The 25,566-nt window shown below is 77.0% G+C and carries 2 protein-coding genes; both read left to right on the top strand.

Going from position 1 to position 25,566, the window contains the following annotated elements; genetic code table 11:
* The first annotated feature begins 26 nt into the window (after positions 1-26).
* Entirely contained in the window at positions 27-11,336 is an 11,310-nt protein-coding gene (locus H1D33_RS10545; protein WP_479686835.1) for a type I polyketide synthase, read from the top strand.
* Between the two features lie 46 nt (positions 11,337-11,382).
* Positions 11,383-25,545, top strand: a complete 14,163-nt coding sequence (locus H1D33_RS10540; protein WP_181568238.1) for a type I polyketide synthase — start codon at positions 11,383-11,385, stop codon at positions 25,543-25,545.
* The last annotated feature ends 21 nt before the right edge of the window (positions 25,546-25,566 follow it).

Below are 25,566 nucleotides of genomic sequence, written 5' to 3'. Positions count from 1 at the left end.
CGGAATCGACCATGGCGGACACGGCAGTGGGCACCACCGGAGCGGCCGGGGACGAGGCACGGCTGCGGGACTACCTGACCCGGGTCGTCACCGAGCTGCACCAGACCCGCCAGCGGCTGCGCGAGGTCACCGCCGAGGAGTCCGAGCCGGTGGCGGTGGTGGCGATGAGCTGCCGCTACCCCGGCGGGATCAGCTCACCCGAGGAGCTGTGGCGGTTCGTCGCGGACGGCGGCGACGCCATCGGCGACTTCCCCGCCGACCGGGGCTGGGACCTCGACCTGCTGCACCACCCCGACCCGGAGAACGCCGGCACGTCGTACACCGCGGCCGGCGGGTTCCTGGCCGACGCCGGGCAGTTCGACGCCGCGCTGTTCGGCGTCTCGCCCCGCGAGGCGGTCGCCATGGACCCGCAGCAGCGGCTGCTGCTGGAGGTCACCTGGGAGCTGTTCGAGCGCGCCGGCCTGGCCCCGCTGTCGCTGCGCGGCAGCCGCACCGGCGTGTTCGTCGGCACGTCCGGCCAGGACTACGCCGCGGTGCTGCACCGCGCCCCGAACGCCGAGGGGTACGTGCTCACCGGCACCGCCGCCAGTGTGGTCTCCGGCCGGCTCGCCTACACGTTCGGGCTGGAGGGCCCGGCGATCACCGTGGACACCGCCTGCTCGTCCTCCTCGGTCGCGGTGCACCTCGCCTGCCAGTCGCTGCGGGAACGCGAGTGCGGGCTGGCGGTGGCCGGCGGCGCCACCGTGATGGCCACGCCCGGCCCGTTCGTCGAGTTCTCCCGGCAGCGCGGGCTGGCCGCCGACGGGCGGTGCAAGTCGTTCGCCGAGGCCGCCGACGGCACCGGCTGGTCCGAGGGCGTCGGCGTGCTGCTGCTGGAACGGCTCAGCGACGCCCGCCGCAACGGCCACCCGGTGCTGGCCGTGATCCGCAGCTCGGCGGTCAACCAGGACGGCGCGTCGAACGGGCTGACCGCCCCGAACGGCCCGTCCCAGCAGCGGGTCATCCGCGCCGCGCTGGCCGGCGCGAAGCTCACCCCCGACCTGGTCGACGTGGTGGAGGCGCACGGCACCGGCACCACGCTCGGCGACCCGATCGAGGCGCAGGCGCTGCTGGCCACGTACGGGCAGGACCGGCCCGCGGACCGGCCGCTGCTGCTCGGCTCGGTGAAGTCGAACCTCGGGCACGCGCAGGCCGCCGCCGGCATCGCCGGGATCATCAAGATGATCTACGCCATGCGGCACGGGACCGTACCGGCCACGCTGCACGTCGACCGGCCCACCCCGCACGTCGACTGGACCGCCGGCGCGGTCCGGCTGGTCACCGAGACGACGCCGTGGCCGGCGGTGGACCGGCCCCGCCGGGCCGCCGTCTCCTCGTTCGGCATGAGCGGCACCAACACCCACATCGTGCTGGAACAGCCGGTCGAGGAGACGCCGCCGGCCACGCCGGCGGACCGGACCGGGCCGGTGCTGCTCGCCGGCCGCACCCGTACCGCGCTGCGCCGGCAGGCCGAACGCTGGGCCCGGCGGCTGGCCGCCGACCCGGACCTCGCGCCCGCCGACGTGGCCTGGACGTCGGTGGTGTCCCGCTCGCCGCTGGAGCACCGCGCCGTGGTGCTCGCCGCCGACCGGGACGAGCTGACCGCCGCGCTGGACGCGCTCGCCGACGACCGGTCCGCCCCGCCGCTGGTCACCGGCGCCGCCGGCCAGCCCGGCGAGGTCGCGTTCGTCTTCCCCGGCCAGGGCTCGCAGTGGGTCGGCATGGCCGCCGGGCTGCTCGACACCGCGCCGGTGTTCGCGGCGAAGCTGACCGCCTGCGCGGAGGCGCTGCGCCCGTACGTCGACTGGTCGCTGCTCGACGTGCTGCGCGGCGCGCCGGACGCGCCGTCGCTGGACCGGGTGGACGTGGTGCAGCCGGCGCTGTTCGCGGTCGGGGTGTCCCTCGCCGCGCTGTGGCAGTCCTACGGCGTGCAGCCGTCCGCGGTGGTCGGCCACTCGCAGGGCGAGATCGCCGCCGCGTACGTCGCCGGTGGCCTGACCCTGGACGACGCCGCCGCCGTGGTGGCGCTGCGCAGCCGGGTCATCGCGGAGCTGGCCGGCGACGGCGGCATGGTGTCCGTGGCGACCACCGCCGACGAGGCGACCGAGACGATCACCCGCTGGGCCGGGCGGACCTCCCTCGCGGCGGTCAACGGCCCGACCGCGGTGGTGGTCTCCGGCGACGTCGCCGCGCTGGACGAGCTGGTCGCCCACTACGAGTCCCGGGACGTCCGGGTCCGCCGGGTGCCGGTGGACTACGCCTCGCACTCCGCGCACGTGGAACCGCTGCGGGCGCAGCTCCTGGCCCGGCTCGCCGACGTGACGCCGCGCAGCGGCACGGTCCGGTTCCGCTCCACCGTCACCGGCGACTGGCTCGACACCGCCGACCTCGACGCCTACTACTGGTACCGCAACCTGCGGCAGACGGTCGGCTTCGACGACGCGGTCCGCAGCCTCGTCGACGCCGGCTACCGCACGTTCGTCGAGGTGAGCGCGCACCCGGTGCTCACCATGGCGGTGCAGGACAGCGCCGAGGCCGCCGCCGGCCCGGGTGCCGCCACCGTCACCGGCACGCTGCGCCGGGACGAGGGCGGCCTGGACCGGTTCCACCGGTCCGTCGCGGCGCTGCACGTCGCCGGCACGGCGGTGGACTGGCGGCCCGCGTTCGCCGACCGGCCCGGTCGCCTGGTCGACCTGCCCACCTACCCGTTCCAGCGGCAGCACCACTGGGTGCCGGCCGGTGAGCCGGCCGCCCCGGCCCCCGCCGCCGCCCTGCTCGACCACCGGTTCTGGGACGCCGTCGACCGCGCCGACCTGGACGCGCTGCGCGACACCCTGGCCGTCGACGACGCCGAGGCGGCCGAGTCGCTGCGCACGCTGCTGCCCGTGCTCGCCGGCTGGCGACGCCGGCAGCAGCAGCACGACCAGCTCGACGGCTGGCGCTACCGGATCGAGTGGCAGGCCGCGCCCGAACCGGCCACCGCCGCGCTGTCCGGCACCTGGCTGCTGGCGGTGCCGACCGGCCTCGACGACGACCCGGCGGTGGCCGCCGTCCGCGCCGCGCTCACCGCCGCCGGCGCCGACGTGCGCCCGCTGGCCGTGGCGTCCGACGCCGACCGGACCGCGCTCGCCGCCGCGCTCACCGACGCCACGGATGCCGACCCCTCGGATGCCGACGCCACCGACGCCGACGGCCGCGTCGACGTCGGCGGGGTGGTGTCGCTGCTGTCCTGGGCGACCCCGGCCGACGCGGACCCGCTCCTGCCCGGCCTGGCCGCCACGCTCGCGCTCACCCAGGCGCTCGGCGACGCCGAACTGGACGCTCCGTTGTGGCTGGTGACCCGCAACGCGGTGGCCGCCGCCGCGTACGACCGGGGGACCGACCCGGCCCAGGGCGCGGTCTGGGGACTCGGCCGGGTGGTCGGCGTGGAGGCCCCGCACCGCTGGGGCGGCCTCGTGGACCTGCCTGCCGAGCCCGACGCGCGGGCCGCCGGCCGGCTCGCCGCGCTGCTCGCCGCGCCGGCCGGCGAGGACCAGCTCGCCGTGCGCGGCCCCGGCGTCCTGCTCCGCCGCCTGGTCCGCGCGCCGATCGGCGACCGCCCCCCGGTACGCCGCTTCACGCCCACCGGAACGGTGCTGGTCACCGGCGGCACCGGCGGGCTCGGCGCGCGCGCCGCCCGCTGGCTCGCCGGCGCCGGCGCCGCGCACGTGGCGCTGGTCAGCCGGCGCGGCCCGGAGGCGCCCGGCGCCACCGAGCTGGCCGCCGAGCTGCGCGAGCGGGGCGCCCGCGTCACGGTCGCCGCCTGCGACCTCGCCGACCGGGCCGCCGTCGCCGCGCTGCTCGACCGGCTCCGCGCGGACGGCCCGCCGATCCGCGTCGTCCTGCACACCGCCGGCCTGCCGCAGACCACCCCGCTGGCCGACGTCACCGCCGCCGAACTGGCCGAGGTGACCGCCGGCAAGGTGGCCGGCGCGGCCCACCTGCACGACCTGCTCGCCGGCGACGAGCTGGACGCGTTCGTCGTCTACTCGTCCATCGCCGCCACCTGGGGCAGCGCCGGGCAGGCCGGGTACGCGGCCGGCAACGCCTACCTGGACACGCTGGCGCAGCGCCGACGCGCCGACGGGCTGGCCGGCACCGCCATCGCCTGGGGCTCGTGGGGCGAGGGCGGCATGCACGTCGCCGACTCGGACCGGGCGCTGCGCCGCCGGGGCGTGCCGCCGATGGACGCCGACGTCGCGATGAGCGCGCTGCGGCAGGCCCTCGACCACGACGACGTGACGCTCACGGTCGCCGACGTGGACTGGTCCCGGTTCGCCCCCGCGTACGCCTCCGCCCGGCGCCGGCCGCTGCTGGAGGGCGTACCGGAGGCGAGGGCCGCGCTCGACGGCGGCGCACCGGCCGACGACGACGCCGACGGCGGGCCGGCGGCGACGCTGCGCGCCCGGCTCGCCGGCCTGGACCCGGCCCGCCGCGAGGAGACGCTCGCCGACCTGGTTCGGGAACTCGCCGCCGACGTGCTCGGCCACGCCGACGCCGCCGCGATCCCGGCCACCACCGCGTTCCGGGACCTCGGCTTCGACTCGCTGACCGCGGTGGAGCTGCGCAACCGGCTGGTCACCGCCACCGGCCGGCCGCTGCCCACCACGCTGGTCTTCGACCATCCCACGCCGGTGGCGCTGGCCCGGCTGCTGCGCGACACGTTGCTCGGCGCCGAACAGACGCCGGCCGGCACCACGGTCGCCACCGTCGCGTCCGATGAGGAACCGGTGGCCGTGGTGTCGATGGCCTGCCGTTTCCCCGGCGGCGTCGGCGACCCGGAGGCGTTGTGGCGGATCGTCGCCGACGGCGTGGACACCGTCGGTGACTTCCCCGCCGACCGGGGCTGGGACGCGGACACGCTCGTCGACCCGGACGCGGCGTCGGCCGGCACCACCTACACCGACCAGGGCGCGTTCGTGCACGACGCCGGTCACTTCGACCCGGTGTTCTTCGGTATCTCGCCCCGCGAGGCGGCGGCCATGGACCCGCAGCAGCGGCTGCTGCTGGAGGCGTCCTGGGAGGCGATCGAGCGGGCCGGCGTGCTGCCGGAGTCGCTGCGCGGCTCCCGGACCGGCGTGTTCGCCGGCACCAACGGGCAGGACTACCGCGCGTTGGTGCTGCTCGCCCCGGACGAGAGCTTCGGCGGCACCGACAACGCGGCGAGCGTGGTGTCCGGCCGGGTGTCGTACGCGCTGGGCCTGGAAGGACCGGCGGTGTCCGTGGACACCGGCTGCTCGTCCTCGCTCGTCGCGTTCCACCTGGCCGTGCAGGCGTTGCGGCGCGGCGAGTGCGATGTGGCGTTGACCGGCGGCGTGACCGTGATGGCGACGCCCGGGCTGTTCGTGGAGTTCTCCCGCCAGCGCGGGCTGGCCGCCGACGGTCGGGTCAAGGCGTTCGCGGCCGGCGCCGACGGAACCGGCTGGGGCGAGGGCGTCGGCGTGCTGATGCTGGAGCGGCTCTCCGACGCCCGCCGCAACTCTCACCCGGTGCTCGCCGTGGTGCGCGGCAGCGCGATCAACCAGGACGGCGCGTCGAACGGGCTGACCGCGCCGAACGGTCCGTCGCAGCAGCGGGTCATCCGGGCCGCGCTGGCGGATGCTGGGCTGTCCACGTCGGACGTGGACGTGGTGGAGGCGCACGGGACCGGCACCACGCTGGGCGATCCGATCGAGGCGCAGGCGGTGCTGGCCACGTACGGGCAGGAGCGGGCGGAACCGCTGCTGCTCGGGTCGATCAAGTCGAATCTCGGACACACGCAGGCCGCCGCCGGCGTCGCCGGCGTCATCAAGATGATCCTCGCGATGCGCCACGGCGTCGTGCCGCCGACGCTGCACGTGGACGCGCCCAGCGACCAGGTCGACTGGTCGGCCGGCGCGGTGGAGCTGGTCACCGAGGCGCGGCCCTGGCCGGCGGTGGACCGTCCGCGTCGGGCGGCGGTGTCGTCGTTCGGCATCTCCGGCACCAACGCCCACGTCGTCATCGAGCAGGCCGACGAGCCCGACGCGGGGCCGGTGTCCGCCGCGCCGGGCCTGGTGGACGCCGACGTCCGGCTCTGGCCGGTGTCGGCCCGTACCCGGGCCGGCGTCGCCGCGCAGGCCGCCCGGCTCGCCGCCCACCTGCGCGCCGACGGGCCGGCCGATCCGGCGGCGGTGGCCTGGTCCCTGGCGACCACCCGCTCGACGTTCGCGCACCGCGCCGCCGTGGTCGGCGTGACCGGCGACGAGCTGCTGGCCGGCCTGGACGCGCTGGTGTCGGGGACTCCGGCGGGCAACGTGGTGTCGGCGTCGGCCGTCGAGCACGGCCCGGGGCCGGTGTTCGTGTTCCCGGGTCAGGGTGGTCAGTCGGTGCGGATGGCGGCCGGTCTGGTGGGTCGGTGTGCGCCGTTCGACGGGCGGTTGGCGGAGTGTCAGCGGGCGTTCGCGCCGTTCCTGGACGTGGATCTGGTGTCGGTGTTGACCGGTGCCGACGACGCGTGGTTGGACCGGGTCGAGATCCTGCAGCCGGTCCTGTTCGCGGTCGGGGTGTCCCTGGCCGAGGTGTGGCGGGCCGCCGGGGTGGAGCCGTCGCTGGTGATCGGGCATTCGCAGGGGGAGATGGCCGCGGCGTGTGTGGCCGGGGTGCTGTCGCTCGACGACGCGGCGAGGGCGGTGATCCGGCGGGCGCAGGCGCTGGCCACTCTGGCGGGTTCCGGCGGGATGTTGGCGGTGGACCTGCCGGTCGATGAGGTGCAGGCGCGCATCGAGGGTGTGCCGGGCACGGTGGTGGCGGTGCTCAACGGTCCGGGCCACGTGGTGGTGTCCGGGCCGCCGGACACCCTCGCCGAACTGCGCGTGCGGTGGGAGGCCGAGGGGGTGCGGGCCAAGCCGGTGCCGTTCAACTACGCCTCGCACAACCCGGCGGTGGAGCAGATCCGGGACCGGATGCTCACCGACCTGGCCGGTCTGGCCCCGCAGCCGGGTCAGGTCCGGATGGTGTCCACGGTGACCGGGGACTGGGCCGAGCCCGAGAGCATGGACGGCGGCTACTGGTACACGAACCTGCGGCAGCCGGTGCGCTTCGAGCAGGCGGTGCGGACCGCGCTCGCCGCCGGGCATCGCACGTTCGTGGAGGTGTCCGCGCATCCGGTGTTGACCATGCCGGTGACGGCGATCCTCGACGACGCCGACACGACCGGGCACACGCTGTCGACGCTGCGGCGCGGCGACGACGACGCGACCCGGCTGTTGACCAGCCTCGCCACCGCCCACACCGTCGGCCTACCTGTCGACCTCACCCGCGTCCTCGCCCCCGCGAGCGCCGTCGACCTGCCGACGTACGCGTTCGACCGGAAGCGGTACTGGCTCACCACCACCGTCCGACCCGCGCACGACGTCGCCTCCGCCGGCCTCCACGACGCCGGGCACCCGCTGCTCAGCGCCGCGCTGCCGGTCGCCGACGACCGGACCGTGGTGCTCACCGGGCGGCTGTCCACGCGTACCCACCCGTGGCTCGCCGACCACGTCGTCGGCCGGACCGTGGTCGTCCCCGGCACCGCGCTCGCCGACATGGTGATCCGGGCCGGCGACGAGGTCGACGCCGGTCAGGTCGGCGACCTCACCCTGATCAGCCCGCTCGTGCTGCCCGCCACCGGCGCGGTCCAGGTGCAGGTCCGGGTCGGCGCGCCCGGCGACACCGGCGACCGGGCCGTCACGCTGCACTCCCGGCCCGCCGACGACGGCGACGCCGAGTGGACCCGGCACGCCGAGGGCCTGCTGCTGCCGCAGCTCCCCGAACCCGCGCCCGGACCGGGGGAGTGGCCGCCGGCCGGCGCCGTCGAGGTCGACGCCGACCTGGACGCCTGGTACGCCGGCACCGCTGAGGCCGGCCTCACCTACGGCCCCGCGTTCCGCTGCCTGCGCCGCGTCTGGCGGCACGGCGACGAGGTGTACGCCGACGTGGCGCTGCCCGAGGCGCAGGCCGCCGACGCGTCCCGGTTCGGCCTGCACCCGGCGCTGTTCGACGCGGCGCTGCACGCCACCGGCCCCACCGCGTTGCTCGGCACGCCGGCCGAGGCCGGCAGTGGCTGGCTGCCGTTCACGTTCCGCGCGGTCACCCTGCACGCCCACGGCGCCACCCGGCTGCGGGTGACGATCCGCTCGCTCGGCCCGGACACGGTCGCCGTCACGCTCGCCGACCCGGCCGGTCGCCCGGTCGCCACGGTCGAGTCGCTGACCTTCCGCCCGGTCGCCGCCGGCCAGGACGACGCGGCCGCCGCGCTGCGCCGCACCGCCGTGTTCCACCTCGACTGGACGCCGCTGCCGGCCACCGACGACGCCGCCACCCCGGCCCGCTGGGCGCTGCTCACCGGCCACCCGGCCCACGCCGATCCGGCCCACGCCGATCCGGCCCACGCCGGCCTCGCCGGCCCGGCCGGCAACCAGGCCGGGCCGACCGGCGAGGACCGGGACGGTGTGTCCGGCCGCGACCCGGCCGGGCTGGCCGGGGCGCTGAGCGCCGCCGGGCACCGGGTGAGCGTCCACCCCGACCTGGCCGCGCTGCTCGCCGCCGTGGACGGCGACGACGTACCGGAGATCGTGGTCGACCTGCGCGGCGGCCCCGACCCGGACCCGGAGCGGGTGGACGCGGACGCCCACGCCGCCGCCCGCGACACGCTCGCGCTGGTGCGGCAGTGGCTGGCCGAACCGCGCCTGGCCGACGCCCGGCTGGTGCTGACCACCCGCGGCGCGGTCGCCGCCGCGCCCGGCGAGGCCCCCCGCGACCCGGCCCGCGCCGCGGTGTGGGGCCTGGTCCGCTCCGCCCAGTCCGAACACCCCGGCCGGTTCACGCTGCTCGACCTGGACGACGCCGCCGCGACGCCCGGCGCGGTGCCCGCCGCGCTCGCGTCCGGCGAACCGCAACTCGCGCTCCGCGACGGCGCCGCCCTGACCCCCCGACTGGTCCGGGCCCGGGACGCCGGCGTGCTGACGCCGCCCGGCGACCGGCAGCCGTGGCGGCTCGACGTCACCGAGAAGGGCACGCTGGAGAACCTGGCGTTGCTGCCGGTGCCGGTCGAGGCCGGCGCGGTGCCGGCCGGCCACGTCGCGGTCGAGATGCGCGCCTCCGGCCTCAACTTCCGGGACGTGGTGCTGGCGCTCGGCATGGTCCCCGGCCAGGAGGTGCTCGGCAGCGAGGGCGCCGGCGTGGTCCGCGAGGTCGGCCCCGGCGTCACCGACCTGAAGCCCGGCGACCGGGTGATGGGCATCTTCGCCGGCTCGTTCGCCACCGTCGCGGTCACCGACCACCGCATGGTCACCCGCATCCCCGACGGCTGGTCGTACGCGGAGGCCGCCGGCGTGCCGGTGGTCTTCCTGACCGCCTGGTACGGGCTGGTCGAGCTGGGCCGGCTCACCGCCGGGGAGTCGGTGCTGGTGCACGCCGCCACCGGCGGCGTCGGCATGGCCGCGGTGCAGATCGCCCGGCACCTCGGCGCCGAGGTCTACGGCACCGCCAGCCCCGGCAAGTGGCCGGTGCTGCGCGGCACCGGCCTCGACGACGCGCACATCGCCTCCTCCCGCTCCCTGGACTTCGTCGACGAGTTCCGGGCCCGCCGCGACGGGCGCGGCGTCGACGTGGTGCTCAACTCGCTCGCCGGCGCGTACGTGGACGCGTCGCTGCGGATGCTCGACCGCGGCGGCCGGTTCGTCGAGATGGGCAAGACCGACCCGCGCGACCCGGCCCGGGTCGCCGCCGACCACCCCGGCGTCAGCTACCAGGGTTTCGACCTGATGGCCGCCGGCCCGGCCACGGTCGGGCGGATGCTGGCGGAGCTGATGGCGCTGTTCGCCGCCGGCGCGCTGCGTCCGCTGCCGCGCCGCACCTGGGACGTCCGGCGCGCGCCCGAGGCGTTCCGCTTCCTCAGCCAGGCCCGGCACGTCGGCAAGCTGACGTTGAGCATCCCGCCGGCGCCCCGGCTCGACGGCACCGTCCTGGTCTCCGGCGCCACCGGCACGCTCGGCGCGCTGCTCTGCCGGCACCTGGTCACCGCGCACGGCGCCCGGCACCTGCTGCTGGTCAGCCGGCGCGGCCCGGACGCCGAGGGCGCCGACGAACTGCTCGCCGACCTCAAGGCCGGCGGCGCGGAGGTGCAGCTCGTCGCCGCCGACCTGGCCGACCCGGACGCGGTCGCCGACGTGCTGTCCCTGGTGGACAAGCGGCACCCGCTGCGCGTCGTGGTGCACACCGCGGGCGTCGTCGACGACGCCACCGTCGAGACGCTCACCCCGGACCGGCTCGCCGCGGTGCTGCGCCCCAAGGTCGACGCGGCCTGGAACCTGCACCGCGCCACCCGCGACCACGAGCTGACCGCGTTCGTGCTCTACTCCGCCGCCGCCGGCCTGATGGGCGGGCCGGGCCAGGGCAACTACGCGGCCGGCAACGCGTTCCTCGACGCCCTCGCCGAGCACCGGCGCGCGTCCGGCCTGCCGGCGGTCTCCCTGGTCTGGGGCCTGTGGGCCACCGCCAGCGGCATCACCGGCCACCTCGGCGCGGTCGACCGGCGGCGGCTGGAACGCAGCGGTCTGGTGGCGCTCACCGACCACGAGGCGCTGGCGTTGTTCGACGCCACCTGGCGTTCCGAACGGCCCACGCTGATGCCCGCGAAGATCAGCACGCCGGGCGCCGGCGGTCCGGTCCATCCGCTGCTCACCGCGCTGGTCCGCGCCGGCGCGCGGCGCGGCGCGGTCACCGGGGCGGACGGTGGCCCGGCCTACGCGGAGACACTGCGCGGCCTGTCCGGCGACAAGCGCGAGCGGGCGTTGCGGGACCTGGTGCTGGCGCACGTCGCCGTGGTGCTCGGCGTCGGCGACCCGACCGCGGTCGAGCCGGACCGCGCGTTCCGGGAACTCGGCTTCGACTCGCTCACCGCGGTCGAGCTGCGCAACCGGCTCGGCGCGGCCACCGGGCTGCGGCTGCCGGCCACGCTGGTCTTCGACAACCCGACGCCCGCCGCGCTCGCCACCCACCTCGCCACGCGGATCGCCGTGCCCGACGGCGCGGCCGGCCCCGCCGGCGGCGTCGGGCGGGACCTCGACCGGCTGGAGGCCGCGCTGGCCGGGCTCGACCCGGACGACGAGGCGTTCCGCGGCATCACCGAACGGCTGCACGGCCTGCTGGACCGGCTGACCGCGCGCGAGGCGGCCGCCGACGACGGCGACCTGGAGTCGGCCACCACCGAGAACATCTTCGACCTGATCGACCGCGAGCTGGAGACGTCTTGACCGCCGGCCGCGACGACATCGGTACGCCGAGTGAGGTAGGACCACGGTGAACAGCGAGGACGAGAAGTACGTCGAGTACCTGAAGCGTACGACCTCGGAGCTGCGGCGCACCCGGCGGCGGCTGCGGGCGCTGGAGGCCCGTGACACCGAGGGAATCGCGGTGGTGGCGATGACCTGCCGGTACCCGGGCGGCGTCGGGTCGCCCGAGGAGCTGTGGGAGCTGGTGCGCGACGGCCGCGACGGGATCGGCCCGTTCCCCGCCGACCGGGGCTGGGACCTGGACCGGCTCTTCCACCCCGATCCGGACCACCCGGGCACCAGCTACGTGCGGGAGGGCGGCTTCGTCTACGACGCCGGGAACTTCGACGCCGACCTGTTCGGCATCAGCCCCCGCGAGGCGGTCGCCATGGACCCGCAGCAGCGGCTGCTGCTGGAGGCGAGCTGGGAGGCGTTCGAACGCGCCAGGCTGCCGCTGCCGGCGGTGCGGGGCAGCCGCACCGGCGTGTTCGTCGGCGCCGCCGCGCACGGCTACGACGCGATCCTCGCCCAGTCCGGGCAGGACGGCGAGGGCCACTCGCTGACCGGCAACTCGACAAGCATCGTCTCCGGCCGGATCGCGTACACGCTCGGCCTGGAGGGGCCGGCGGTCACCATCGACACCGCCTGCTCCTCGTCCTCGGTGGCGGTCCACCTGGCCGTGCAGGCGCTGCGCAACGGCGACTGCGAACTGGCGCTGGCCGGCGGCGTCACCGTGATGCCCACCCCGGCGGTGTTCGTCGGCTTCAGCCGCCAGCGCGGGCTGGCCGCCGACGGCCGGTGCAAGCCGTTCGCCGCCGCCGCCGACGGCACCGGCTGGTCCGAGGGCGTCGGCATGCTGCTGCTGGCCCGCCTCTCCGACGCGCAGAAGCACGGTTACCCGGTGCTCGCGGTGATCCGGGGCAGCGCGGTCAACCAGGACGGCGCGTCCAACGGGTTGAGCGCCCCGCACGGCCCGTCCCAGGTGCGGGTGATCCGGCAGGCGCTGGCCAACGCGCGGCTCACCCCCGAGCAGGTCGACGTGGTGGAGGCGCACGGCACCGGCACCACGTTGGGTGACCCGATCGAGGCGCAGGCGCTGCTCGCCACGTACGGGCAGGAGCGGTCCACGCCGCTGCTGCTCGGCTCGGTCAAGTCGAACCTGGGCCACACCCAGGCCGCCGCCGGCGTCGCCGGGATCATCAAGATGGTGCTGGCCGTCCGGCACGGCATTGTCCCGCCGACGCTGCACGTGGACGCGCCGTCGCCGCACATCGACTGGACCGCCGGCGCGGTCACGCTCGCCACCGAGGCCACGCCCTGGCCGTCCACCGACCGGCCGCGCCGCGCCGCGGTGTCCTCGTTCGGCGTGTCCGGCACCAACGCGCACACCGTCATCGAGCAGGCCCCCGAACCGGAGCCGGCGTCGGCCGAGGACGAGCCGGCCCCGACCCCGGTGGCCCGGCTGGTGGTGCCGGTGCTGCTCTCCGCCCGCTCCGCCGACGCGCTCGCCGCCCAGGCCGGCCGCTGGGCCGCCCGGCTCGCCGCCGCGCCCGAGGTGCGCCCGCTCGACGTGGCGTACTCCTCGGTGGTGTCCCGGTCGGTGCTCGACCACCGGGCCGTGGTCGCCGCCGCCGGCCCGGACGACCTGGTCGCCGCGCTGCGCGCGATCGCCGCCGGCGAGCCGGCCGGCACCGTGGTCACCGGCGCCGGCACGCCCCGTGGCCAGCTCGCGGTGCTCTTCTCCGGGCAGGGCGCGCAGCGCGCCGGCATGGGCCGGGAGCTGTACGCGCAGTTCCCGGTGTTCGCCGCCGCGCTGGACGAGGTGTGCGCGCACCTGGACCGGGCGCTGCCCCGGCCGCTGAAGGAGGTGCTGTTCGACGACGGTGACCTGCTGGATCAGACCCAGTTCACCCAGGCCGGCCTGTTCGCGGTCGAGGTGGCGCTGTTCCGCCTGGTCGAGTCGTTCGGCCTGACGCCCGACCTGGTCGGCGGCCACTCGATCGGCGAGGTCACCGCCGCGCACGTGGCCGGCGTGCTGACGCTGGAGCACGCCGCCGCGCTGGTCGCCGCGCGGGGTCGGCTCATGCAGGCGCTGCCGGCGGGCGGCGCGATGCTGGCCGTGGCCGCGCCCGAAGCCGACGTGCGCGCCACGCTGACCGACCCGGACGAGCCGGTCGACGTCGCCGCCGTCAACGGGCCGGCCGCGGTGGTGCTGTCCGGCGCGGCGGACGCCGTCGACCGGCTGGAGCGGCTCTGGCGGGACCGGGGCGTCCGTACCCGCCGGCTGACCGTCAGCCACGCGTTCCACAGCCCGCTGATGGAGCCGGTGCTGGCGCGCTTCCGGGCGGTGCTGGAGCGGCTGACGTTCGCCGCCCCCAGGCTGCCGGTGGTGTCCAACGTGACCGGCGAGCTGGCCGACCCGGACGAGATCCGCACCGCCGACCACTGGGTACGGCACGTCCGGGAGGCGGTACGCCACGCCGACGGCGTGCACGCGCTGCGCGCCGCCGGCGTCGACACGTTCCTGGAGATCGGCCCCCGCGCGGTGCTGACCGCGCTGACCGCCGACATCCTGCCCGGCGAGCCGGTCCGCGCGGTCGCCGCGCAACGCGGCGACCGCCCCGAGGTCGAGGCGCTGCTGGCCGCGCTGGCCGAGCTGTACGTGCACGGCCACCCGGTGACCTGGACCGACTGGTTCGCCGGCACCGGCGCGAACCGGGTCGACCTGCCCACGTACGCGTTCCAGCGCGAGCGCTACTGGGCCGGTGACGGCACGAGCCGGCCGGAGCCCCACCCGGACGCCGCCGACGGCGACTTCTGGGCCGCCGTGGAACGCGGCGACCTGCCGGCCGTGGCGTCCGAACTGGCCGTGCAGGACGACCCGGACGCGGTGGCCGCGCTCGGCCCGGCCGTGCCGGTGCTGTCCTCGTGGCGGCGGGCCCGGCAGCGCGACGCGGTGCTGGACGGCTGGTCGTACCGGGTCGAGTGGGAGGCGGTGCGTCCCGCGCCCGCCCCGGCCCTGACCGGCCGCTGGCTGGTCGTCGCCGCCGACGACCCGGCACCCTGGGCCGCGCCGCTCACGGCGGCCGGCGCCGACGTCGACGTGCTCACCGTGCCCGCCGACGCCGACCGTGGTGACCTGGCCGACCTGCTGCGCGGCCACGACGAGGCGGGCTGGCGCGGCGTGCTCTGCGTGCTGCCCGGCCCGGACGCGCCGCGCCCCGACGCGCCGGCCGTACCGGCCGGGACCGCGCTGCTGCTCACCCTGGTGCAGGCGCTCGCCGACACCGGCCGGGCCGGTCGGCTGTGGTGCGTGACCCGGGGCGCGGTCTCGGTGGGCGGCGGTGAACCGCTCGCCGACCCGTACGCGGCCGCCGCCTGGGGACTCGGCCGGACGGTCGCGCTGGAACAACCCGACCGCTGGGGTGGCCTGGTCGACCTGCCCGCCGACGCCACGCCGGACCGGATCGACGCCGACGCGCTGCGCGCCGTGCTCGCCGACGGCGGCCACGACGAGGTCGCCGTCCGGCCGCACGGCACCTTCGGCAGGCGTCTCGTCCCCGCCGCCGCGCCCACCGGCCCCGGCTGGCGGCCGACCGGCACGGTGCTCGTCACCGGCGGTACGGGCGCGCTCGGCCGGCAGGTCGCGCGCTGGCTGCTCGCCGCCGGCGCGACCGAGGTGGTGCTCGCCTCCCGGCGCGGCCCCGACGCGCCCGGCGCCGCCGACCTGGCCGCCGAGCTGCCCGGCGCCCGGGTGGCGCGCTGCGACGTCACCGACCCCGCCGCCGTCACCGCGCTGGTCGCCGACCTGCCCGCGCTGACCGCCGTGGTGCACGCCGCCGGGACCGTGGACGACGGCATCCTCGACGGCCTCGACCTGGCCCGCCTGGCGGCCGTGCTGGACGGCAAGGTCCGCGCCGCCCGGGTGCTGCACGACGCCACCGCCGACCGCCGGCTCGACGCGTTCGTGCTCTTCTCCTCGCTCGCCGGCGTGCTCGGCAGCGCCGGGCAGGGCAACTACGCGGCGGCCAACGCCTTCCTGGACGCGTTCGCCGCCTGGCGGCGTGACCTCGGGCTGCCGGCCACCGCCGTCGCCTGGGGCGCCTGGGCCGCCGACGGGATGGCCGCCGCCAGCGCCGAGCTGACCGCGCGGCTGACCCGGGGCGGCGTCAACCCGCTCCCGGCCGAGCAGGCCGCCGCCGCGCTCGGCCGGATCACCGCCGCCGCCGGGCCGTCCGTCGTCGTCGCCGACGTCGACTGGGGCCGCCTCGCCGCCGTACGCGGGCGACCCGCGCCGCTGCTCGCCGGCCTGCCCGGCGTGCCCACCGCCACCGCCCGGGTGGCCCCGGCGGTGGTGGTCGGCCGGTCCCTGGCGCAGCTCACCGAGCTGGTCCGCACCCAGGCCGCGCTGGTGCTCGGCCACCCGGCCGGTCGGCCGCTGCCCGACCGCACGTTCCGCGACCTGGGCTTCGACTCGCTCACCGCGGTCGAGCTGCGCAACCGGCTCGCCGCCGAGACCGGCACGACGCTGCCCGCCACGCTCGTCTTCGACCACCCCACGGTCGCCGAACTCGCCGCCCACCTGCACGACCACGCCGACGACCCGACCGGCGGCGCGGTCGTCGCCGCCGACGTCGACAGGCACCGCGAGCCGGTCGCCATCGTGGCGATGAGCTGCCGGTTCCCCGGCGGCGTGGCCAGCCCCGAGCAGCTCTGGGACCTGGTCGCCGGCGGCGTCGACGCGCTCTCGCCGATGCCCGACGAGCGCGGCTGGAACGTCGCCGAGCTGTACCACCCCGACCCCGAGCACCTCGGCACCAGCTACGTGCGGGAGGGCGGCTTCGTCGACTCCGCCGGCGCGTTCGACCCGGCGTTCTTCGGCATCAGCCCCCGCGAGGCGCTGGCCATGGACCCGCAGCAGCGGCTGCTGCTGGAGGCGAGCTGGGAGGCGTTCGAACGGGCCCGGCTCGACCCGGCCGCGCTGCGCGGCAGCCGCACCGGCGTCTACGTCGGCACCAACGGCCAGGACTACGGCTCGCTGCTGCTGGCCGCCGGGGACGGCGACGAGAACTACCTCGCCACCGGGGTGTCCGCAAGCGTCATCTCCGGCCGGCTCGCGTACACCTTCGGGTTGCACGGCCCGGCGGTCACGGTCGACACCGCCTGCTCGGCGTCGCTGGTCGCGTTGCACCTCGCCGCGCAGGCGTTGCAGTCGGGGGAGTGCGACCTCGCGCTCGCCGGCGGCGCCACGGTGATGGCCACCCCCGGCATCTTCGTCGGTTTCTCCCGCCAGCGTGGCCTGGCCGCCGACGGTCGGTGCAAGCCGTTCGCCGGCGCCGCCGACGGCACCGGCTGGGGCGAGGGCGTCGGCCTGCTGGTGCTCCAGCGGCTCTCCGACGCCCGCCGCGACGGCAACCCGGTCCTCGCCGTGGTACGCGGCAGCGCGGTCAACTCCGACGGCGCGTCCAACGGGCTCACCGCCCCCAACGGGCCGGCCCAGCAGCGGGTCATCCGGCAGGCCCTCGCGAACGCCGGGCTCGCCCCCGACCAGGTCGACGCCGTCGAGGCGCACGGCACCGGCACCACGCTCGGCGACCCGATCGAGGCGCAGGCGCTGATCGCCACCTACGGCCGGGACCGGGACGCCGACCGACCGCTGTGGCTCGGCTCGGTCAAGTCGAACCTGGGCCACACCCAGGCCGCGGCCGGCGTCGCCGGCGTGATCAAGATGGTGCTGGCGCTGCGGCACGGCGTGCTGCCGCCCACCCTGCACGTGGACGAGCCCACCCCGCACGTCGACTGGTCCGCCGGCACGGTCGCGCTGCTCACCGAGGCCCGCCCCTGGCCGGCCGGCGACCGGCCCCGCCGGGCCGGCGTCTCCTCGTTCGGCATCAGCGGCACCAACGTGCACACCATCCTGGAGCAGGCGCCGCCGGAGGAACCGGCCCCGCACGACGACGACGCGCCGGCCGGAGAACTGCCCTGGACGCTGTCCGGGCGCAGCGCCGCCGCGCTCGCCGCCCGCGCCCGCGACCTGCGGGCGCACCTCGACGCCGTACCGGACGCCGCGCTGCCCGACCTGGCCTGGTCGCTGGCCACCACCCGCAGCGCCCACGAGCACCGGGCGGTGGTGCTCGCCGCCGGCCGCGACGACCTGACCGCCGCGCTGGGCGCGCTCGCCGACGGCCGTGGCGCGCCGGACACCGTCACCCGCGTCCCCGGTACGCCCGGCGACGTGGTCTTCGTCTTCCCCGGCCAGGGTTCGCAGTGGACCGGAATGGCCGCCGAGCTGCTCGACACCGCTCCGGTGTTCGCCGAGACGTTCGCCGCCTGCGCGGCGGCGCTGCGCCCGCACGTCGACTGGTCGTTGACCGACGTGGTGCGCGGCCTGCCCGGCGCGCCGTCGCTGGAGCGGGTGGACGTGGTGCAGCCGGCGCTGTTCGCGGTCGGCGTGTCGCTGGCCGCGCTGTGGCGCGCCTACGGCGTCCACCCGTCGGCCGTCGTCGGCCACTCCCAGGGCGAGATCGCCGCCGCGTACGTCGCCGGTGGGCTCAGCCTCGACGACGCCGCCGCCGTGGTGGCGTTGCGCAGCCGGATCATCGCCGGCATCGCCGGGGACGGCGGCATGGTCTCCGTCGCCACCACCGCCGACGAGGTGACCGCGACGATCGGCCGCTGGGACGGCCGGGTCTCGCTCGCCGCGGTCAACGGCCCGACCGCGGTGGTGGTCTCCGGCGACTCCGCCGCGCTGGACGAACTGGTCGCCCACTACCAGGGGCGGGACGTGCGGGTGCGCAGGGTGCCGGTGGACTACGCGTCGCACTCCGCGCACGTGGAGCCGCTGCGGGAGCGGCTGCGCGAACTGCTCGCCGGCCTGCGCCCGCGTACCGGCGAGGTCCGCTTCCGGTCCACGGTGACCGGCGACTGGCTCGACACCGCCGGCCTGGACGCCGACTACTGGTACCGCAACCTGCGGCAGACGGTCGGCTTCGACGCCGCCGTGCGCGACCTCGCCGCCACCGGCCACCAGACGTTCGTCGAGGTCAGCGCGCATCCGGTGCTGACCATGGCGATGCAGGAGAGCGTCGAGTCGGCCGCCGCCGACCCGGCCGCGGTCACCGTGACCGGCACGCTGCGCCGCGACGAGGGCGGCCTGGCCCGCTTCCATCGCGCGGTCGCCGAGGTGTACGCCGGCGGCGGCGCCGTCGACTGGCGACCCGCGTTCGCCGGCCGGCCGGCCCGCCGGCTCGACCTGCCCACGTACCCGTTCCAGCGGCAGCTCTACTGGCCGCGCCCGGCCGCCGCCGTGACCGCCGGGACCACGGCCGGCACGGTCGAGGCGGACGAGGTGGACGCCCGGTTCTGGGCGGCCGTCGAGGCCGAGGACCCGGCCGCCGTCGGCGCCGAGCTGGCCGACGCCGCCGAGGTGCCCGAGGACGCCCTCACCGCGCTGCTGCCCGCGCTCGCCGCCTGGCGTCGCCGCCACCGCGACCAGGCCACCGTCGACTCGTGGCGCTACCGCGACGGGTGGCTTCCGGTCGCCTCGGACGGCCCCGCAGCGCCTGCGCTGACCGGCGCCTGGTGGCTGGTCACCGCCGACGCGGACGCCCCCGCCGACGCCACGGTCGGCTTCGTGGCGGACGCGTTGCGTCGACACGGCGCCACCGTCGTCGAGATCGCGCTGACCGGCGCGCCCGACCGGGACGCGCTCACCGGCCGGCTGCGCGACACGCACCGGGACACGCCGCCCACCGGCGTGGTGTCGCTCCTGCCGCTCGACGAGACGCCGCTGCCCGGCCACCCGCACGTGCCGGCCGGGTTCGCCGGCACCGTCACGCTCACCCAGGCGCTCGGCGACGCCGGCGTCCGCGCGCCGCTGTGGGCGCTCACCCGGGGCGCGGTCTCCACCGGCCCCGGCGACCCGCTGACCCACCCGACGCAGCAGCTCGCCTGGGGCTTCGGCCGGATCGCCGCGCTGGAGCACCCGGACCGCTGGGGTGGCCTGGTCGACCTGCCGAACACCGTGGACGACCGCACCGCCGTCCGCCTCGCCCGCGTCCTCGCCGGCGCCGACGGGGAGGACCAGGTGGCGCTGCGCCCCACCGGCGCGTACGGGCGGCGGCTGCTGCGCGCCCCGCTCGGCGACACGCCCGCACCGCGCGACTGGCGGCCCACCGGCACCGCGCTGGTCACCGGCGGCACCGGCGCGCTCGGCGGGCACGTGGCCCGCTGGCTCGCCGCCCACGGCGCCGACCACCTGGTGCTGCTGAGCCGGCGCGGCCGGGCCGGCGACGGCGTCGCCGAGCTGGAGGCCGACCTCACCGCGCTGGGCGCCCGGGTCACGGTGGCGGCCTGCGACGCCGCCGACCGGGACGCCCTCGCCGCCGTGCTGGCCGAGGTGCCCGCCGAGCATCCTCTCACCACCGTGGTGCACACCGCCGCCGTGCTGGACGACGCGGTGATCGGCGCGCTCACCCTCGACCAGCTCGACCACGCGCTCGCCGCCAAGGTCACCGCCGCGGTCAACCTGCACGAGCTGACCCGCGACCGCGACCTCGACGCGTTCGTGCTGTTCTCCGCGATGGCCGGCACGGTGGGCAGCTCCGGCGTCGGCAACTACGCCCCCGGCAACGCCTACCTCAACGCGCTCGCCGAACACCGGCGCGACCTCGGCCTGCCGGCCACCTCGATCGCCTGGGGCGCCTGGGGCGGCGGCGGCATGGCCGACGGCGAGTTCGGCCGGATGCTGCACCGCCACGGCGCGCCCGAGATGCCGCCCCGGCTCGCGATCGCCGCGCTGCACCAGGCGCTCGCCCACGACGAGACGTTCCTGACCGTCTCCAACATCGCCTGGGACCGGTTCCGGATCGCGCTCACCGCCACCCGCCCGGCCCCGCTGATCGCCGAGATCCCCGAGGTGCGGCGACTCGCCGCCGACCGGGAACCGGCCGAGACCACCGAGGCCGAGCTCGCCGGCCCGGCCGGCGCGTTCGCCCGGATGGCGTCCGCGCAACGCCGGCAGGCGCTGCTCGACCTGGTCCGCGACCAGGCGGCCACGGTCCTGAAGTACGACGGCGGCCAGGCCGTCGACCCGCACCACGCGTTCCGGGACCTCGGCTTCGACTCGGTCACCGCGGTCGAGCTGCGCAACCGGCTCGGCACCGCCACCGGGCTGCGGCTGCCGGTCACGCTGGTCTTCGACTACCCGACCGCCACCGTGCTGGCCCGGCACCTGGACGAGGAACTGGGCGGTAGTGCCGGGCCCGAGACGGTCGCCGGCCCCGCGCCGCTGGCCGACGACGAGCCGATCGCGGTCGTCGCGATGTCCTGCCGGTTCCCGGGCGGCGTCACCGACCCCGAGCGGTTCTGGCAGTTGCTGCACGCCGGCCGGGACGCGGTCTCGGACCTGCCCGGCGACCGCGGTTGGGACGTCGACCGGCTCTACGACCCCGACCCCTACTCCGCCGGCACCTCCTACGTCCGCACCGGCGCGTTCCTCTACGACGTGGCCGACTTCGACGCCGGCTTCTTCGGCATCTCACCGCGCGAGGCGGTGGCCATGGACCCGCAGCAGCGCCTGCTGTTGGAGACGTCGTGGGAGGCGATCGAGCGGGCAGGGGTTGACCCGGGTGGCTTGCGGGGTTCACGAACAGGGGTGTTCGTCGGCACGAACGGACAGGACTATGGGGCCCTGTTGATGGTGTCCGCGGACGAGGTCGAAGGGTTCGCGAGCACCGGGAACGCGGCGAGCGTGGTCTCGGGGCGGGTGGCGTACGTGTTGGGGTTGGAAGGACCTGCGGTCTCGGTGGACACGGCGTGTTCGTCGTCGCTGGTCGCGCTGCACCTGGCGGCGGCCGCGCTGCAACGCGGCGAGTGCGACCTGGCGCTCGCCGGCGGCGTGACCGTCATGTCCACCCCGGGACTGTTCGTCGAGTTCTCCCGCCAGCGCGGCCTCGCTCCCGACGGGCGGTGCAAGGCGTTCGCCGCCGCCGCGGACGGAACCGGATGGGGGGAGGGCGTCGGGATGCTCCTGGTCGAACGGCTCTCCGACGCCCGGCGCAACGGGCACCCGGTGCTCGCCGTGCTGCGCGGCAGCGCGGTCAACCAGGACGGCGCGTCGAACGGACTCACCGCCCCCAACGGCCCGTCGCAGCAGCGGGTGATCCGGGCGGCGCTGGCCGCCGCGCGGCTGTCCCCGTCCGACGTGGACGTGGTGGAGGCGCACGGCACCGGCACCACGCTCGGTGACCCGATCGAGGCGCAGGCGCTCATCGCCACGTACGGGCAGGGCCGGGACGACGTCGAACCGCTGCTGCTCGGCTCGGTGAAGTCGAACATCGGCCACACCCAGGCCGCCGCCGGCGTAGCCGGCGTGATCAAGATGATCCTGGCCATGCGGGCCGGGGTCGTCCCGACGACACTGCACGTGGACGCGCCGTCGCCGCACATCGACTGGTCGGCCGGTGCGGTGGAGCTGGTCACCGAGAACCGGCCCTGGCCGGGCAGCGGGTCGGCCCGCCGGGCGGCGGTCTCCTCGTTCGGCATCTCCGGCACCAACGCCCACGTCATCCTGGAACTGCCCGCCGAGGCGGTCGCCGAGGCGGACACCGCCCGGCCCGGCCTGCTCGCCGCCGGCGTGACCGCCTGGCCGGTGTCGGCGCGGACCCGCGACGGGCTCGCCCGGCAGGCCCAGCGGCTGTCCCGGCACCTGCACGCCGACCCGGCCGACCCGGCCGTGGTGGCGTGGTCCCTCGCGACCACCCGGTCGGCGTTCGACCAGCGGGCGGTCGTGGTCGGCTCGTCGGTCGAGGAGCTGCTGTCGGGTCTGGACGCGCTCACGTCCGGCGCGCCCGCCGGCAACGCGGTGTCCGGCGCGGTCGCGTCACACGGCGCCGGTCCGGTGTTCGTCTTCCCGGGTCAGGGTGCGCAGTCGGCGCGGATGGCTTCTGGTCTGGTGGGTCGGTCGCCGGTGTTCGACGCGGCGCTGACCGAGTGCCAGACCGCGCTAGCGCCGTATCTGGACGTGGATCTGGTGTCGGTGTTGACCGGTGACGACGAGTCGTGGTTGGAGCGGGTGGAGGTGGTGCAGCCGGTCCTGTGGGCGGTCGGTGTCGCCTTGGCCGCGGTGTGGCGGCACGTGGGTGTCAATCCGCAGGCGGTGATCGGGCATTCGCAGGGTGAGATCGGCGCGGCGTGTGTGGCCGGGATCCTGTCCCTCGACGACGCCGCGAAGACGGTAGCCCTGCGGTCGCGGGCGTTGTCGGCGTTGCGGGGGACCGGGACGATGGCGTCGGTCGATCTGTCGGCTGATGAGGTCGCCGCGCGGCTGGCGCTGGCGACGTCGGCCGGCTGCGGGCCGGCGAGCGACGGGACCGCGCCGGTCCCGGCCGGCGGCGACACCGGTCCGGCCGCGGACGGATCACGGTTCGCGGGTGTGGGGATCGCGGCGGTCAATGGTCCGGCGACCGTGGTCGTCTCCGGTCCGCCGCAGGCGGTCGCCGATCTGGTGCAGGCGTGTCAGGCCGAGGGCATCCGGGCCCGGTTGATTCCGGTGGACTACGCCTCCCACTCGGTGGCCGTGGAGGAGGTCGCGCAGCAGTTGCGCACCGACCTGGCGGATGTGACGCCGCAGCCGGGGCATACCCGGCTGGTGTCGACGTTGACCGGTGACTGGGTGGACCCGGCGACCATGACGGCCGACTACTGGTACGACAACCTCCGGCAGACCGTCCGCTTCGACACGGCGGTGCGTACGGCGATCGAGGCGGGTCACACGACGTTCGTGGAGATCAGTCCGCATCCGGTGCTGGCGATGCCGGTGACGGCGATCCTGGACGACACCGGCACCGCCGGGCACACGCTGTCCACGCTGCGTCGGGGTGAGGACGACCCGACCCGGCTGCTGACCAACCTCGCCACCGCGCACACCATCGGCCTGCCCGTCGACCTCACCACCGTGCTCGCCGAGACCGACACCATCGCGCTGCCCACCTACGCGTTCGACCGGGCCCGCTACTGGCCCCGCGCCGGCGCCGCCACGCCCGCCGCCGCCGACGGCCCGACCGGCGTCGACGCCGCCTTCTGGGCCGCCGTCGACAACGAGGACCTCGCCGCGCTCGCCGACCTCACCGCCGCCGACGCCGCCGAATCCCTCGACCGGCTCGGCGCGGCGCTGCCGCTGCTCGCCGACTGGCGGCGCCGGCACCGCGACCGGTCCACCCTCGACGACCTGCGCTACCGGGCCGTCTGGCAGCCGTACGGCGGCGTCCCGGTCGGGTACCTCACCGGCCTCTGGTGGGTCGTCGCCGACGAGGCCGTCCGCGCCGAGGCGGAGACGGCGGTGGCCGAACTGACCCGACGCGGCGCGGACGCCCGGCTGGTGCTGCTGCCCGCCGACGCCACCGACCGCGCCGCCGTCGCCGCCCGGCTCACCGCCGCCGGCCCCGACCCGGCCGACCGGGTGCTCTCCCTGCTCGCGCTCGCCGACGGCCCGGTCGACGCCACCGAGCCGGTGCCGCCGTTCCTGGCCCGCTCGCTCGCCCTGGTGCAGGCGCTCGGTGACCTCGACGTCGCCGCGCCGCTGTGGTGCCTCACCCGGGGCGCCGCCGGCACCACCCGCGACGGCGGCGCCGGGCGGCCCGAGCAGGCCCTGCTCTGGGGTCTCGGCCGGGTCGTCGCGCTGGAACACCCGGAACGCTGGGGTGGCCTGGTCGACGTGCCGGCCACGCTCGACGACCACGGCTGGGACCTGCTCTGCGCCGCGCTCACCGGGCCCGACGGGGAGGACCAGCTCGCCGTCGACGGCGTCACGCTGCTGGTCCGCCGGCTCGTCCGCGCCCCCGGCGGCGGCACCGACCCGGACCCCGACCACCCCGGCACCACGCTGGTCACCGGTGGCACCGGCGCGCTCGGCGGGCAGGTGGCCCGCTGGCTCGCCGACCGGGGCGCGGCGCACCTGCTGCTGGTCAGCCGGCGCGGCGCCGACGCGCCCGGCGCCGCCGACCTGGTCCGCGACCTCACCGAGCGGGGCGCCCGGGTCACGGTCGCGGCGTGCGACGTCGCCGACCGGGCCGCGCTGGCCAAGCTCCTCGACGAGGTGCCCGCCGACGCGCCGCTGACCGGCGTCGTGCACACCGCCGGCGTCCTCGACGACGGGGTGCTCGACGGCCTCACCGCCGACCGGATCGCCGACGTGCTGCGACCCAAGGTGCTCGGCGCGCTGCACCTGCACGAGCTGACCGCCGAACGGGACCTGCGCGCCTTCGTGCTCTTCTCCGCCCTGCCCGGGCAGCTCGGCGCCGCCGGGCAGGGCAGCTACGCCGCCGCGAACGCCTACCTCGACGCGCTGGCCGAGCAGCGGCACCGGAGGGGCTTGCCGGCCACCTCCGTCGCCTGGGGACCGTGGGCCACCGGCGGCATGGCCGACGCCGACCCCGCCGTCGCGGAACGCCGCCGGCGCAGCGGCGTCGCAAGGCTCGACAGCGACCTCGCGCTCACCGCGCTCGCCGGCTGCCTCGCCCGCCGTGAACCGGTCACCCTGGTCGCCGGCATCGACTGGGCCCGGTACGTGCCCGGCTTCACCGCGGTCCGGCCCAGCCCGCTGCTCACCGGCATCCCGGAGGCCCGCCGCGCCACCGCCGAGCGGGCCGACGACGCCGGCCCCACCGCCGAGTCGCTCGCCGCCCTGCTCGCCGGGCAGAGCGAGGCGGAACGGCGCAAGACCCTGCTGGACCTCGTCCGGGGCCAGGCCGCGGCGGTGCTCGGACACGCCTCGGACACCGCCGTCGAACCCGACCGGGCGTTCCGGGACCTCGGCTTCGACTCGCTGACCGCGGTGGAGCTGCGCAACCGGCTCACCGCCGCCACCGGTGTCCGGCTGGCCGCCACGGTGGTGTTCGACTACCCGACCGCCGCGCTGCTCGCCGACCACGTCCGCGCCGCCGTGGTGGACGGGGGAGCGACCGGCGCCGCGCCGGTCTTCGGCGAACTCGAACGGCTGGAGGCGGCGCTGTCCGGCGCCGCCCCCGACCGTGGCGCGCGACTGCGGATCACCGAACGGCTCCGGACGCTGCTGGCCTCGCTCAACGAGGAGGACGCCCCGGCGGACGGCGACGGTGTCGCCGGCAAGCTCCAGGACGCCACCCCGGACGAGGTCTTCGACTTCATCGACCGCGAGCTGGGGGTGTCCTGACGTGACCGCTGCCGGCTCGGG

The organism is Micromonospora ferruginea, assembly GCF_013694245.2.
Classification (GTDB): Bacteria; Actinomycetota; Actinomycetes; order Mycobacteriales; family Micromonosporaceae; genus Micromonospora; species Micromonospora robiginosa.
The sequence above is the reverse complement of the archived record's forward strand: the minus strand, read 5'-3'. Positions and strand labels throughout refer to the sequence as shown.